At 63.7% G+C, this 14,159-nt stretch carries 15 protein-coding genes; 7 read left to right on the top strand and 8 right to left on the bottom strand.

The window, feature by feature from the left end:
* Positions 1-15 precede the first annotated feature (15 nt).
* Positions 16-1,179, top strand: coding sequence for a chemotaxis response regulator protein-glutamate methylesterase (locus OZ411_RS11860; RefSeq protein ID WP_282528084.1), 1,164 nt, complete (start codon positions 16-18; stop codon positions 1,177-1,179).
* Positions 1,176-2,048, top strand: a complete 873-nt coding sequence (locus OZ411_RS11855) for a protein-glutamate O-methyltransferase CheR (protein ID WP_282528083.1) — start codon at positions 1,176-1,178, stop codon at positions 2,046-2,048. The genes OZ411_RS11860 and OZ411_RS11855 overlap by 4 nt, the downstream gene beginning before the upstream one ends.
* 207 nt (positions 2,049-2,255) lie before the next feature.
* Here the strand turns inward: OZ411_RS11855 and OZ411_RS11850 are convergent, their stop codons facing one another.
* From OZ411_RS11850 to OZ411_RS11835, 4 genes are all read right to left on the bottom strand, one after another.
* Positions 2,256-3,413 (bottom strand): glutathionylspermidine synthase family protein, encoded by a 1,158-nt coding sequence (locus OZ411_RS11850; RefSeq protein WP_282528082.1) that lies wholly within the window; start codon positions 3,411-3,413, stop codon positions 2,256-2,258.
* 6 nt (positions 3,414-3,419) lie between these two features.
* On the bottom strand, positions 3,420-3,698 hold the full coding sequence (locus OZ411_RS11845; RefSeq protein ID WP_130581072.1) for a hypothetical protein: 279 nt from the start codon (positions 3,696-3,698) through the stop codon (positions 3,420-3,422).
* A gap of 63 nt (positions 3,699-3,761) precedes the next feature.
* Positions 3,762-4,103 carry a hypothetical protein gene (locus OZ411_RS11840; RefSeq protein ID WP_349017000.1) on the bottom strand — a complete coding sequence of 114 codons (342 nt, stop codon included), beginning with the start codon at positions 4,101-4,103 and terminating at the stop codon, positions 3,762-3,764.
* 75 nt (positions 4,104-4,178) lie between these two features.
* The gene (locus OZ411_RS11835; protein ID WP_282528080.1) at positions 4,179-4,583 is read right to left on the bottom strand and encodes a DUF350 domain-containing protein; all 405 of its coding nucleotides are present in this window, start codon (positions 4,581-4,583) and stop codon (positions 4,179-4,181) included.
* 44 nt (positions 4,584-4,627) lie between these two features.
* Here OZ411_RS11835 and OZ411_RS11830 point away from each other — a divergent pair, with 44 nt between their 5' ends.
* Complete coding sequence (locus OZ411_RS11830) at positions 4,628-5,368, top strand: intradiol ring-cleavage dioxygenase (RefSeq protein WP_282528079.1); 741 nt, start codon at positions 4,628-4,630, stop codon at positions 5,366-5,368.
* Positions 5,369-5,405: 37 nt separating this feature from the next.
* Here the strand turns inward: OZ411_RS11830 and OZ411_RS11825 are convergent, their stop codons facing one another.
* Entirely contained in the window at positions 5,406-5,990 is a 585-nt protein-coding gene (locus OZ411_RS11825; RefSeq protein ID WP_282528078.1) for a DUF4126 domain-containing protein, read from the bottom strand.
* Positions 5,991-6,156: 166 nt separating this feature from the next.
* A complete protein-coding gene (ctrA, locus tag OZ411_RS11820; protein WP_016848562.1) occupies positions 6,157-6,858 on the bottom strand; it encodes a response regulator transcription factor CtrA in 702 nt (233 codons plus the stop codon).
* A gap of 369 nt (positions 6,859-7,227) precedes the next feature.
* Between ctrA and fliI the strand changes: the two genes are divergently transcribed.
* The 4 genes from fliI (at position 7,228) to OZ411_RS11800 (ending at position 10,740) form a co-directional block, all read left to right on the top strand.
* Complete coding sequence (fliI, locus tag OZ411_RS11815) at positions 7,228-8,553, top strand: flagellar protein export ATPase FliI (protein ID WP_282528077.1); 1,326 nt, start codon at positions 7,228-7,230, stop codon at positions 8,551-8,553.
* 108 nt (positions 8,554-8,661) lie between these two features.
* Positions 8,662-9,078: a flagellar export protein FliJ gene (gene fliJ, locus OZ411_RS11810; protein WP_028162102.1), complete on the top strand. Its 417-nt coding sequence runs from the start codon at positions 8,662-8,664 to the stop codon at positions 9,076-9,078.
* Between the two features lie 180 nt (positions 9,079-9,258).
* Positions 9,259-9,804, top strand: coding sequence for a sigma-70 family RNA polymerase sigma factor (locus OZ411_RS11805; RefSeq protein WP_282528076.1), 546 nt, complete (start codon positions 9,259-9,261; stop codon positions 9,802-9,804).
* A gap of 33 nt (positions 9,805-9,837) precedes the next feature.
* Positions 9,838-10,740, top strand: a complete 903-nt coding sequence (locus OZ411_RS11800) for an anti-sigma factor (protein WP_282528075.1) — start codon at positions 9,838-9,840, stop codon at positions 10,738-10,740.
* A 137-nt stretch (positions 10,741-10,877) separates the two neighbouring features.
* Here OZ411_RS11800 and OZ411_RS11795 read toward each other — a convergent pair whose 3' ends face one another.
* Complete coding sequence (locus tag OZ411_RS11795) at positions 10,878-11,072, bottom strand: hypothetical protein (protein ID WP_028162105.1); 195 nt, start codon at positions 11,070-11,072, stop codon at positions 10,878-10,880.
* A gap of 310 nt (positions 11,073-11,382) precedes the next feature.
* Complete coding sequence (gene flhA / locus OZ411_RS11790; protein ID WP_282528074.1) at positions 11,383-13,611, bottom strand: flagellar biosynthesis protein FlhA; 2,229 nt, start codon at positions 13,609-13,611, stop codon at positions 11,383-11,385.
* Positions 13,612-14,159 lie beyond the last annotated feature (548 nt).

Below are 14,159 nucleotides of genomic sequence, written 5' to 3'. Positions count from 1 at the left end.
GCCGTTGGTGAAGTGATGAGTGTTGCGTTGACAAATGCCCCGTCCCGGACTTCGACGCGGGAGGAACCGTTGCGGGTGATGGTGGTCGACGACTCCGTCGTCATCCGCGGCATGATCTCGCGCTGGATCGGCGCGGAATCCGACATGGAGGTGACGGCCTCTTTCCGCACCGGTCTCGACGCCGTCAATCAGCTCGAGCGCGTCAATCCCGATGTCGCCGTGCTCGACATCGAAATGCCGGAGCTCGACGGCATCTCGGCGCTGCCGAAGCTGCTCGCCAAGAAGCGCGACCTCGTCATCATCATGGCCTCGACGCTGACCCGTCGCAACGCAGAGATCAGCCTGAAGGCGCTGTCGCTCGGCGCGGCCGATTACATCCCCAAGCCGGAGAGCACGCGCGAGGCGGGCGCCGCCGAAACCTTCCGGCACGACCTGATCCAGAAGATCCGCCATCTCGGTGCCAAGGTGCGCCGGCGCGCGGCGCCCGTCGCCGCAAGCCCGGCAATAGCCCCGGTGCAGGACAAGGCGCGCGAAGCCGCGATCCGCCCGGCGACTTCGCAGCAGGCATTGGTGCGCCGCCCCTTCGGCATGCTGGCGCCGAAGGTGCTCTTGATCGGTTCGTCGACAGGTGGTCCGCAGGCGCTGATGGCGCTGGTCGCCGAGATCGGACCGGTGATCGACCGCTTTCCGGTGCTGATCACCCAGCACATGCCGCCGACCTTCACCACGATCCTGGCCGAGCATCTCGCGCGTGCTAGCCGCCGGCCGGCGCATGAGGCTGTTGACGGCGAGATCGTCAAGGCCGGCCAGATCTATCTCGCGCCGGGCGGCCGCCACATGCGCGTTGCGCGCCGCGGTGCCGAGATCGCGATCGCACTCGATGACGGGCCACCGGTGAATTTCTGCAAGCCCGCGGTTGATCCCATGTTCATGTCCGCGATCGATGTCTGGCAGGGCGGCATCATGTCGGTGATCCTGACCGGCATGGGGTCGGACGGCATGCGCGGCGGCAAGGATATCGCCGCCGCCGGCGGCAGCGTGATTGCCCAGGACGAGGCGACCAGTGTCGTGTGGGGCATGCCGGGCGCGGCGGCGAATGCGGGTATCTGCGCGGCCGTGCTGCCGCTCAAGGAGATCGGACCGAAGCTTAACCGGTTGTTTGCGGGAGATCGTTCGTGACGCCGTTGGATTATGACTATCTGCGCAAGCTCTTGAAGGAGCGGTCCGGCCTCGACCTGTCGTCCGACAAGCAATATCTGGTCGAGAGTCGGCTGGTGCCGCTCGCGCGCAAGTGGGGGTTGGCCGGCATTCCGGAACTGGTGCAGAAGATGAAGGGCGGCGGCGCCGAGGCGCTGACATCGGAAGTGGTCGAGGCGATGACCACCAACGAGACTTTCTTTTTCCGCGACAAGATTCCGTTCGATCATCTGAGGCAGGCGGTGCTGCCGGCGCTGATCCAGGCGCGCGCCGCGCGGCGTTCGCTGCGCATCTGGTGCGCGGCATCGTCGACCGGGCAGGAGCCTTACTCGATTGCGATGTGCCTGAAGGAAGTGGGCGCGGCGCTCGCGGGCTGGCGCACCGAGATCGTCGCGACCGACCTGTCGCAGGCGGTCCTGGAAAAATCCAAGGCCGGCATCTTCAGCCAGTTCGAGGTGCAGCGCGGCCTGCCTATCCAGTTCTTGGTGAAATACTTCACGCAGATCGGCGAGTTCTGGCAGCTCAATGCCGATATCCGCGCCATGGTGCAGCATCGCCAGCTCAACCTGCTGCAGGACTTTTCCCATCTCGGCATGTTCGACGTGATCTTCTGCCGCAACGTGCTGATCTATTTCGACCAGGAGACGAAGACGGACATCTTCGCGCGGCTTGCGAAAATGCTCGAGCCTGACGGCGTGCTGGCGCTGGGGGCGGCCGAATCCGTGGTTGGCATCACCAGCGTCTTTAAGCCCTATCCGGACCGCCGCGGTCTCTATTGCCTGGGCACCGCGCCGGTCGCGCGCGCCGGCGCGCCGATCGGGCTAAAGGCGGTCGCTTCCGCCGCGCGGTAACGGCGTTGCTCCCGTAGGATGGGTAGAGCGGAGCGAAACCCATCGCGACGAGAACGCGGCGCCAATAATGGGTTTCGCGCCGCTCTACCCATCCTACAACTCCATCGCCCTTGGCCGTCATTGCGAGCGTAGCGAAGCAATCCATCTCACCGCTAGCGGAGGCATGGATTGCTTCGCTTCGCTCGCAATGACGCAGGAGCCGCACTGTCAAAGGATCGCGTGCGGCAAAAAGCGCGACGTGTTGCCCGTGATCGGATTCTCGTCCTCGCGGATCGACAGTCCGCATGGGGTGTGATCGATCAGCCAGCTCCCGATCACCGGATATTGCCCCGCGAAATTCGGTAGCGGCGCCAGCGCCTGGCGAATGAAGCCTTCCGCGCCGTAGGGGCCTTCCTGCTCGACCAGCGTGGTGCCGGCGCTGACCAGCGCGACATTGGCGCCCTCGCGCGAATAGATCGGCTTGCGGACGAACGAACTGCCGAGCGCTTGCGCGTTCGGATCATCCTCGAAATAGGCCGGCAGCAGATTGGGATGGTTCGGATACATCTCCCATAGCAGTGGCAGGATGCCCTTGTTGGAAAGGATCGCCTTCCACGGCGGCTCGATCCAGCGCGTCGGAGCGCTCGCGAGCCTGGCGCCGAAGCTGTCGCGGAACATCCATTCCCAGGGATAGAGCTTGAATGCGAGCTCGATTGCGCGGTTATCCAGGTCGACAAAGCGGCCGTCCTCGGTAAGGCCGATGTCTTCGATATCGAGCAGCGTGGTCGCAAGGCCGGCCTGCGACGCGGTGTCCTCCAGATAGGCCAGCGTTGCGGCGTCCTCGGTATTGCCGGTCATGCCGGCAAGATGCAGGTGTCCGCCGGATGCCAGTTTCTTCCAGGCGTCGATCAGCCGCTCGTGGATCGAATTGTACTGGTCGGCCCGCTTCGGGATGATGTTGCGCTCGATCGCCTGCTCGAGCCAGGTCCATTGGAACACCGCCGCTTCGAAGATCGAGGTCGGCGTGTCGGCGTTGTACTCCAGGAGCTTTGCCGATCCGCGCCAGTCGAAGCTGAGATCGAGCCGGCCATAGAGGCTGCCCTCGTTGCGGCGCCAGCTTTCCGCGATCAGCGGCCAGAACGCTTCCGGGATCTTCAATCGGCGCAGATATGTTTCGTCTTCGATGGCGCGACCGACCAGTTCGAGGCACATCGCATCGATCTCGCCGGTCGGCTCCTCGATCCCGCGCTCGATCTCGTCCAGCGTGAAGGCGTAATAGGCGCGTTCGTCCCAGTAGCGTTCGCCGTCGACGCTGTGGAAACTGAATCCGGCGCGCTCGGCGGTCGCCCGCCAGTCGTCGCGCTCGGCACAAGGGATGCGGCGCATGGGATATCAGCTGCCGCCATACGATGGGTCGAAGTCACCCTCGGCATGGTCCTGGAAGCGGCGTGGCGTGCCGCCGAATCCACCGTAGACCGGGCCGCAATCGGGTTTGCCACCGGGGCGGGGCATGGCCGTGTTACCGGGGCCGCAATTGGTGCGCGGTACCAGCCCCATCGAGACGGCGCCGACCGCCGCACTTCCCATCAGAGTCAGTACGACGCGGCGCGAGCGTTTCATGACGGCAGTCCTGTCTTCCGCCGTTTGCGGTGTGACGCCAGTCTCCAACACTGACCGATGCCAAGGCAAGCAAAAGCGCGCATCTCACGGCGATGTGCGAAGCATATGCTGTTCTCAACCACCGGAGAAGCCGAAGGCGTGTGCGAACGAGCCGAAGCCGCCGCGGCTGACATGGTTCGATCCTGAATCGGATGCGCCTGAGGCCGAATGGCTCGAGGAGGAGTCGCTGCCGGAGTAGCGCGAACCGCCGCTGGAGCCGTGGCTGCTGGAGGACGAAGATCCGCGCTGCCGGCATTCGGCGTTGTTGCTCTGCAGCAGCGATGGTGCCGGGTCGTTCGGCGACCGCACGCAATCCTCGCTTGGCATCAGCGAATAGGCGGTGACGCCGACCGCCAGCGTGCCCATCAGGATCAGGACGATCTCGGCCGAACGTTTGGTCGGCGGGCGCGGCGGCACAGGGGCCGGCTTTCGCGTTCCGAACTCTTTGGACGGGTTTGTCGCCATTGGTCAGTAGATTTGGGTCAGGTGAGGTCAGTAGATCATGGAGGCGGCGTTGAGGGCGCCGGCGGCGAGCGAGGAGAGCCCGAGCCAGATCGCAGGTGCGAGCTCGCCGTCGGCGATCCGTCCCGACAGGTTCGGTACGGGGACCTTGACGATGAAATAGACGATGATCTGGACGATCAGCGCGACCACGCTCCAGATCAGGCAATCGATGACGTTGGCGGAATGCGCGATCGCGCTCACCACCGGCAGCACGAAGCCGCACAGGCTCAAGCCCAGCGCGATGGCAGCCGCCGTATTGTTCTCGCGGATGAGCTCGAATTCGTTATGCGCGGTGACGCGGGTATAGGCTAAGAGATAGGCCATGACGGCGACCAGCGCCGTGCAGAAATAGACCAGGAAAGCCGGAAGCCCGGCAAGCGATTGCAGGATCATTCAACGCGCCGTATCATTGTTTCGGCGCGGCGACGCAAAACCGAATGCTGGCCTTGCCGAGCGTGCCCCGATTCGTCCGACAACAGAATTGCACGATCCGTTGGTCGCCGGATGACAACGGCCGGTTCAATCGCATCTCGGTGGTGCCCATGGAAACAGGTCGGCAATCCCTGATGAAAGATCATCTGTTGACGCGGCGTCAGGCCATCGGTCGCTGGCTGGCCGCAACCTCGCTCGGCATTGCCGCTTCGGAGCTGTGGCAGCCCGATCCGGCACAAGCACAACTGCTGCCCGAAACGCCATCATGTGGTGCCGACAACGCGCCCACAGTTTCGCAAACCGAAGGGCCATTCTACACGCCGCGCACACCCCTGAAGCGCAACTTTCGGGCTGATGCAGCGGGCGAGGCCATCACGTTGACCGGCTTTGTCATCGACAGGCGCTGCCAACCTGTCGCGAACGCGGTCGTCGATCTCTGGCACGCCGACGCGCGCGGCGCCTACGACAATACCGGCTATAAGCTGCGCGGATACCAGGTCACGGATGCGCAGGGACGATATGTTTTCGAGACCGTCGTGCCGGGCATGTATCCCGGGCGCACACGCCACTTCCACGTCAAGATCGCGGCGCCGGGTCAGCGGGTCCTCACCACGCAGCTTTACTTCCCGGACGATGCACGTGCCAACAGCCGCGACGGCATCTTCGACCGCCGCTTGCTGATGCGCATCGACGACGCGTCCGACGGCAAGATCGGCCGCTATGATTTCGTCGTGAGCCTCGCTTGAGCCGATTGACGAAGGTCACAACCAGACGTGTGACCTCTCATGGTTCGTTCGGCTGGTGCGATCGCCGAGCCGATCCCCGAAGCGGGCGGAAGGCGAGCCAGAAAAACAGCACGACCAGCGCGAGCGCGGCGAGCGGCGCGGCCAGGGCCAGAAGTGAGATCAGCGAGGCGCTTCCGAGTTCGGTGGTTGCCACGACAGAATTTCCTAGGCCGCCAGTGAAGACGGTCGATTTTGCCCTGAGCACCGCGGTCAAACCTTGCGTGATGCCGGCAATGCCGCCGCCCGCGATAACGGCCGCCGTCCATTTCAGCATCGGCGGTACGTCGGTCATCACAGCGGCGGAAATGATCGTCCCCGCGACGACGGCAGCGGGCGTCGCCACGGTGTCGAGCAGGTTGTCCACACCGGGAATGTAGAATGCGGCGATCTCGGCTATGGCCGCGGTGCCAAGCATGATGATCGCGGCGGGTGTGCCGAGCCATGCAAAGCCCTCATTCAGGTTCGCATGTCCGGTGTAGGCGGCCACGCTCAGGATCAGCAGTGGCAGGAATAGCCGGAAGCCGGTTGCGGCGGCCAGGCCGATGCCAAGGCCGACCGACAGTGCCAGATCGAAGTTCGACATGTGTCGCAAACTCCATCAGCCCAGTTCGGTTCATCGTAGCAGAAGTTTAGATCGTTCCCGCCAGGCTCAAATATGAGGTGATTGAACCTTGGCAATCCGGATTGGTGCAAAACAGAAACCCCGCCATTTCGGCGGGGTTTTCGTCGGAGCAGCGAGATCGGGGTAATCAGGCCGGGATGCGTTCGTCGGCCTCGTGCGGCTCGCGCAGCACGTAGCCGCGGCCCCACACGGTCTCGATGAAGTTGCGGCCTTCGGAGGCGTTGGCGAGCTTCTTGCGCAGCTTGCAGATGAAGACGTCGATGATCTTCAATTCCGGCTCGTCCATGCCGCCATAGAGGTGGTTCAGGAACATTTCCTTCGTCAGCGTGGTGCCCTTGCGCAGCGAGAGCAGCTCCAGCATCTGGTATTCCTTGCCGGTCAGATGCACGCGCTGGCCGCCGACTTCCACCGTCTTGGTGTCGAGATTAACCACGAGGTCGCCGGTCTGGATGACGGACTGGGCATGGCCCTTGGAGCGGCGCACGATGGCGTGGATGCGCGCGACCAGCTCGTCCTTGTGGAAGGGCTTGGTCATGTAGTCGTCGGCGCCGACGCCGAGACCTTTGACCTTGTCCTCGATGCCGGCGAGGCCGGAGAGGATCAGAATGGGGGTTTTGATCTTGGAGACCCGGAGCTGCTTCAGCACGTCGTAGCCGGACATGTCGGGCAGGTTCAGGTCGAGAAGAATGATGTCGTAGTCATAGAGTTTGCCGAGATCAACGCCTTCTTCTCCGAGGTCCGTCGTATAGACGTTGAAACTCTCGGATTTGAGCATCAATTCGATCGACTGCGCGACGGCGCTGTCATCTTCTATCAGCAAAACGCGCATGCCAGTCCCCTTTAGTCGCCGCTCCTGGGCGTCAGGTCGGCCGCACTTGCGGCACTCACAAAACGCCTTTGCACAACTGATTCGGATCCTGACGAGACATGGTTAACAAAAACTGATTCCCGTTCGCAAGGTCCGCGGTGCAATTTTTTTCGAATCGCCCTAAGATATTGCGTGGAAGTAGCTTTTCTCATCCGTTCTCGTTCAAGCTCCACATTAAGAGGCCGGACTAACCGACTCTTGCGACTCGCCCTTCTTCTGAACAGGCAAGCGACCTCAGTCACCCAAAGACAGTGACGTAATGATTAATGATGCGGGTAAACACGAAGTTAAGCGGATGCGCAGAAATCGGCGAAACTTAAGGTTTTCGCAATGAAGGCGCTCGCGGAACAGATTGGCGACATCGACGGCGTCAATATTTATGGCCGCGTGGTCGGCGTCCGCGGGCTCATGGTGGAGATCGCAGGCCCTATCCATGCGATGTCGGTCGGCGCCCGCATCGTGATCGACGTTGGCGGCAATCGCTTCATCCCGGCGGAGGTGATCGGCTTCTCCGGCAGCAACGCGGTGGTGATGCCGTTCGGTGGTCTCGAAGGCGTCAGGCGTGGCTGCCGTGCTGTCATCGCCAATGCCGCCGGCTTCGTGCGGCCGTCGCCGGCCTGGCTCGGCCGCGTCGTTAACGCGATGGGCGAGCCGATCGACGGCAAGGGTCCGCTGTCGCAGGGCGCCTCTCCCGTACCCTTCCGCAACTCACCGCCGCCGGCGCATTCGCGCAAGCGGGTCGGCAGCCCGCTTGATCTCGGCATCCGCGCGCTCAACACGTTCCTGACCTGCTGCCGCGGCCAACGGCTCGGCATCTTCGCCGGTTCCGGCGTCGGCAAGTCGGTGCTGCTGTCGATGCTGGCGCAGAACGTCGATGCCGACATTTCGGTGATCGGGCTGATCGGCGAACGCGGCCGCGAGGTGCAGGAATTCCTCCAGGAAGACCTCGGCGAGGAGGGCCTGGCGCGCTCGGTGGTCGTGGTCGCGACCTCCGACGAGCCGGCCTTGATGCGGCGGCAGGCCGCCTATCTCACGCTCGCGATCGCGGAGTATTTTCGCGATGAGGACAAAGAGGTGCTGTGCCTGATGGATTCGGTGACGCGCTTTGCCATGGCGCAGCGCGAGATCGGCCTGTCCGCCGGCGAGCCGCCAACAGCCAAGGGCTACACGCCGACCGTGTTCACCGAACTGCCGAAGCTTCTGGAGCGGGCAGGGCCGGGGACCGGGGTCGGCGCCATCACCGCGATCTTCACGGTGCTGGTCGATGGCGACGACCACAATGAGCCGATCGCCGATGCCGTGCGCGGCATCCTCGATGGTCATATCGTGATGCAGCGCTCGATCGCCGAGCGCGGGCGCTATCCTGCGATCAACATTCTCAAATCGGTGTCCCGCACGATGCCGCGTTCGGCCGATCCGGCATTTCTCCCCGTTATCACCAGGGCGCGGCAGGTGATGGCGACATATGCCGATATGGATGAGTTGATCCGGCTTGGCGCCTACCGGGCAGGTTCCAGCCCGGAAGTGGACGAGGCAATCCGCCTGCATGAGCCTTTGGAGGCCTTCCTGCGCCAGGCCAAGGGCGAGTCGGTCAGTTTGGCCGACGGCTACCGGCAACTGGCGCAAATCCTCTCGAATTTGGAAACGGAACGCTAACTTTGTCGGGCCATCATCCGCGGCACGTCATTAACTGCGCCGGCGGGGCCCAGGGGGAGCCGGCCTTGTCCCGCGTTCAAAATCGGGACTTCTGGGGAGTATGAGTCGATGAAGTCACGTGACACGCTGATCCGCCTGAAGAAGTTTCAGGTCGACGAGAAGCGCCGCAGGGTCACCCAGATCGAAGGCATGATCGCCGATTTCCACCGCATGTCGGTGGAGCTTGAACGCGAGATTCAGGTCGAGCAGGAGCGGGCCGGGATCAACGATCCCGCTCACTTTGCCTATCCGACCTATGCCAAGGCTGCGATCCAGCGCCGCGAAAACCTCACCCGCTCCGCCGATGAACTGCGCATCCAGCTCGAAGAGGCCAAGGCGCAGCTCGGCGAAGCCTTTGAGGAACTCAAGAAGGTCGAGCTCCTGGACGAGCGCGACCAGGCCCGCGAGCGCGCTGAAGAGAGCGCCCGCGAGCAGGCCGACATGGACTCGATCGGCTTGATGCGCGCGCGCCTCGGCGTCGCCTGAATCCTGAACCTCCGCACGTTGGACGGGAACCGAACCCGGGCTGCGAAGCCCGGGTTTTTGCTATGGAAAGGTCCCGAATCCGATCGGCTGGTGGACCGCGGCCTGCCGAACTATGCTACGAAAGGATAGGATTAATTCCCGGCATCAGGCGAACAGGGATCGCGATTTGGGGAATGCTGAATGCTGACGCCGGCTGAACTGGTCTGGCTGATCGCTGCTGTTGCGAAGGGGGATGAGGCCGCTTTCGAGCGATTGTACGTGGCCACACGGGCGAAACTCTTCGGGGTCGTCCTGCGTATCTTGCGGCGACAGGATCTTGCCGAGGAGGTCATTCAGGATACTTACGTCAAGATCTGGAACAGCGCGGGACAATTCGACCCGGCGCTGGCGTCGCCGATCACCTGGATGGCATCCATTGCCCGCAACCGCGCCATCGACCTGGTCCGCAAGAAGGGCGAAATCTCGCTGGAGGAAGAGCCAGCGGCGATGGAGGTCGCGGCCGAGACGCCAGATCCGCTGGCGCGACGCGAGATGACGGAGGAGCTGCGCCGGCTGTTGGAATGCGTCGGCCGTCTGGAGCCGGACCGGCAGAAGCTCGTGCTGCTCGCCTATTACAACGGCTGGAGCCGCGAGCAGCTCGCCGTCAAGTTCGAGACGCCGGTGAACACGGTGAAGACATGGCTGCGCCGCAGCCTGCTGGAGATCAGGGAGTGTCTTGGGGTTTGAAGGCTTGGGGTTTGAAGGCCCCGATATCACGTGATGGCCCATAACGAGGACCATATCGCGCTCGCCGCCGAGTATGCGCTCGGCACGCTCGATGCGGAGGAGCGCGCGCAGGTTGAGACCATGATGGCGATGGACAAGGAGTTCACCGCCCTGGTGCAGGCCTGGGAATTCAGGCTCGGCCCGCTCAACCAGATGGTGGGCCTGGTCGAGCCGCGGCCGATCGTGTGGGAGAACATCAAAAGCGCGATCGCGCAGTCGTCCGCGCCGCAGGCGCCGATGGCACTGCCGCCGGAAGCGCCGTCCCCTCCGCCCCCGCCGATCGAGCCCAGAGTCGTCGAGGCGGCACCTATCCAGCAGGCACCGGTCGTCGATGACGGCCGGGTCGTCCGACTCACGAGCCGGCTGAGGCGCTGGCGCGGCGTGGCGTCGGCGGTGAGCGCGATCGCGGCGGCGCTCCTGGTGGTGCTGGGGCTTCAGGTCTACCGGCCCGATGCCCTGCCTGACGCCATCCGTCCGAAGCCCCGCACAGAGATCGTGGAGGTGAAGACACCGCCCGCGCCGCCATCGGGGCAATTTGTCGCCGTGCTGCAGCAGGACGGCAACTCTCCGGCCTTCATCCTGACCGTCGATGCCGCCACCAGGAACTTCACGGTGCGCCGGGTCGGGGCGACGCCGGAGCCCGGGAAGAGCTTCGAGCTGTGGCTGATCTCCGACAAGCTGCCGCAGCCGCGTTCGCTCGGCGTGATCGGCGCCGATGACTTCACCGAGCGCCCGGTGCTGTCATCCTACGATGCCGCCACGGTCGGCGATGCAACCTACGCGATCACCGTCGAGCAGGAGGGCGGATCGCCGACGGGCACGCCGACCTCGGCGCCGATCTTTTCCGGCAGGCTGATCGAGAGCGTGCCGCCGGGCGCGCCGGCGCCGAACCGCTGATTCAAATAAAAAGAAAACGCCCGTGGGGAGCGGGCGTTTTCGATAGTCAACTTGGGGGTAGTTGGGGGTCTTAATATCCACGTGGCCTTTGGGGGGCTGTAAAGAACCACGTGAATTCCGTAAATTCCTCTCCTGCTCTAGCGTACGAGCGAATTGTTCGATGAGGTGATGGCCACCGGCTTGCCGGCCTTCATCACCCGCGCGGTCTGGTACTCGTCCACGCTGTTACGCGCCATGATGCCAAGGCCGGCCACAACCACACCCGCTACGAGTGCAACGACCACAATCTTCAGGTGGGTCGTCCGATCCGCGCTGTAGATCGAGTGGTTCATGGAAGTCTCCTGCCGCCTTCCCTGTCGCTTACTTTTTGTCGGTCGCCTCTTCCGACAGGTTCAACATCCTTGCGCCCTTCCAACATAGGAATCGCGGATTCCGTTCCGTAGAGGCGATCACAAGCCCGTGAACAGACGTGATCTTACGCGATCGGAATCGGCGTTGGAGTTCATATTCTCTAGTTATTGCAATGCATTAGGTCGAAATCGCTGCACGCGGACGATAAGCCGTTGAAATTAAGCCATTTTCGACAAACCAGTTGCATGTGACGAAAATGCTGCGCCGCTAAACAACTGATTTGCGCGCCGGTCAGACGCTACCGACGGTCTTCAAGCGTGCCCGCGGATGGATCTCCGCCTGCGACAAAACGGTCGTCTGCGAGCGGAAGCGTTCAACCAGCGAGCGAACGAAGGGCCGGATCGCGGCCGAGGTCACCAGCACCGGCGCCTCACCTTCGCGCGCGGCCTGCTCGAAGGCGTTGCGGGTCGCGGTCATGAATTCCGACAGTTTCGACGGCTGCATCGCGAGGCTCCTGTCCTCGCCGGTGCCCACGATCGATTCCGCAAACGCCTGCTCCCAGCGCGCCGACAGCGCGATCAGCGGCAGATAGCCGTTGTAGGAGGTGTTCTGCGCGCAGATCTGCCGGGCCAGGCGGGCGCGGACATGCTCGACCATGGTCGCCGGATTGCGCGAGAAGGCGAGCGCGTCCGCAATGCCTTCGAGGATGGTCGAGAGGTCGCGGATCGAGACGCGCTCGGCCAGCAGCAATTGCAGCACGCGCTGGATGCCGGAGATGGTGACCTGGCTCGGCACGATGTCCTTGATCAGCTCGCCCTGCTCCTTCGGCAGCTCCTTGAGCAGCTTCTGCACCTCGCCGTAGGACAGCAAGTCCGACATGTTGTTCTTGAGCAGCTCGGTCAGGTGCGTCGACAGCACGGTCGCGGCATCGACCACGGTATAGCCCTTCAGCGAGGCCTCTTCCTTCAGCGCGGCGTCGACCCAGGTCGCAGGCAGACCAAATGTCGGCTCGACGGTGTGGATGCCGGGGATCGCGACCTGGTTGCCGCCGGGGTCCATCACCATGAACTGGTTCGGCCAGATCCGCCCCGTTCCGGCGTCGACCTCCTTGATCTTGATGACGTAGGTGTTGGCCTCGAGCTGGACGTTGTCGAGGATGCGCACTGCCGGCATCACGAAGCCCATCTCGACGGCGAGCGAGCGGCGCAGCGCCTTGATCTGCTCGGTCAGTCGGTCGGTGCCGTCGGGGCCGTTGACGAGCGGCAGCAGCGCATAGCCGAGCTCGATCTTGAGGTCGTCGATCTTGAGTGCGCTCGAGATCGGCTCCTCGGCGGCCGCCGCGGCTGCCGCAGCCGCAGCCGTAGGGGCGGCCGCAGCGGCGGCCTGGGCGACCTTGGCGGCATGCTTCTGCTTGCGCGCGGTCCAGGCCAGCGCGGCGGCGCCGGAGCCGAGCGCGAGGAACGGGATCATCGGAATGCCCGGGAGCAGCGACAGCACGATCATCACGCCGGCCGACATGCCGAGCGCCTGCGGATAGCCCGAGAGCTGTTTCATCAGCGCCTTGTCGGCGGCGCCGGAGACGCCGGCCTTCGAGACCAGGAGGCCCGCGGCGGTCGAGACGATCAGCGCCGGGACCTGCGTCACCAGGCCGTCGCCGACGGTCAGCACGGTGTAGGTGCGCGCGGCCTCGGCAAAGCCCAGGCCCTGCTGGGCGACGCCGATGATGATGCCGCCGACGACGTTGATGAACACCACGAGCAGGCCCGCGATGGCGTCACCACGGACGAATTTCGAGGCACCGTCCATGGCGCCGAAGAAGCCGCTTTCGTCCTCCAGTTCCTTGCGCCGTTCCTTGGCGACCTTCTCGTCGATCAGGCCGGCCGAAAGATCGGCATCGATCGCCATCTGCTTGCCCGGCATCGAATCGAGGTGAAAGCGTGCCGCGACTTCGGCGATGCGGCCCGAACCTTTGGTGATGACGACGAAGTTGACGATGACCAGGATCGCGAACACGATGATCCCGATCACGAAATTGCCGCCCATCACGAAATTGCCGAAGGCCTCGATGACGTGGCCGGCGGCCGCCGTGCCCTCATGCCCGCGCGACAGGATCAACCGGGTCGAGGCCAGGTTGAGCGACAGCCGCAGCATTGTCGAGATCAAGAGGATGGTCGGGAACGAGGAAAATTCCAGCGGCGCCTGGATGAACAGGGCGGTCATCAGGATCAGGACCGACAGCGTGATCGAGATCGCCAGGAACAGGTCGAGCACGATCGCGGGCAGCGGCAGGATCAGCACCACCAGGATGGTGAGGATGCCGAACGCCAGCGCGATGTCGCCGCGCTTCAGGACGTTGGTGATGTCGGCGAAGGAGAAGCCGCCGGATGCCGTGCCCTGACCCGCCGTCACGTCGACCATGGTAGCCCGATCCCCCCGCGCCTGCCGGGCGCGGCCGCCCAATGTCTGCGCGGCGGCTTGCGGGCCGCCGCTCCGAAAGTGAGGCACCGCGCTGGCGTCCACGGGGGATCCCCTCCCGTCATACGCGACCGACGACACTCGACTTCACCCGGCAATTTTTGCCCAGCGTATGGTTAGTAAAGGGTTAACGGCACTGTCCTTTCCCGGCCGGACGAAGGATGAGGCCCGGCCTATGGCCTCGCCCTTCGAGACGCCAGCTTCGCAGCCTCCTCAGGGTGAGGGGATACAGCGGAGCGCGTTGCTCTCCACCTCATTCTCGGTGTCGTCCCGTCGAAAGACGGGACCCATAACCACAGCGAGTTGTTGTGGCGCGAGCAAGCGGTTGCAGAGGTGTAGGGTGGGCAAAGGCGCACTTGCGCCGTGCCCACCATCTAGAGCGTGATGACTTTTCTTCGAATCGTCATCCCGCTCTAGCTCTTTGTTTGAGCATGATCTTTTTCGGAAAACCGGTCTCCACTTTTCCGGATCATGCTCTAGCGCTGTGCTCGCGATGGTGGGCACGCTTCCGCCTTCGCTCGTTGAGCTACGGCGGACAAGTCGCTTTGCCCACCCTACACCTGATTCAAATGTCAAACAGCTCTCCGTTGTCA

It is taken from the genome of Bradyrhizobium sp. Arg237L, from assembly GCF_029990105.1.
Classification (GTDB): Bacteria; Pseudomonadota; Alphaproteobacteria; order Rhizobiales; family Xanthobacteraceae; genus Bradyrhizobium.
This window is presented reverse-complemented; position numbering and strand designations above follow the sequence as displayed.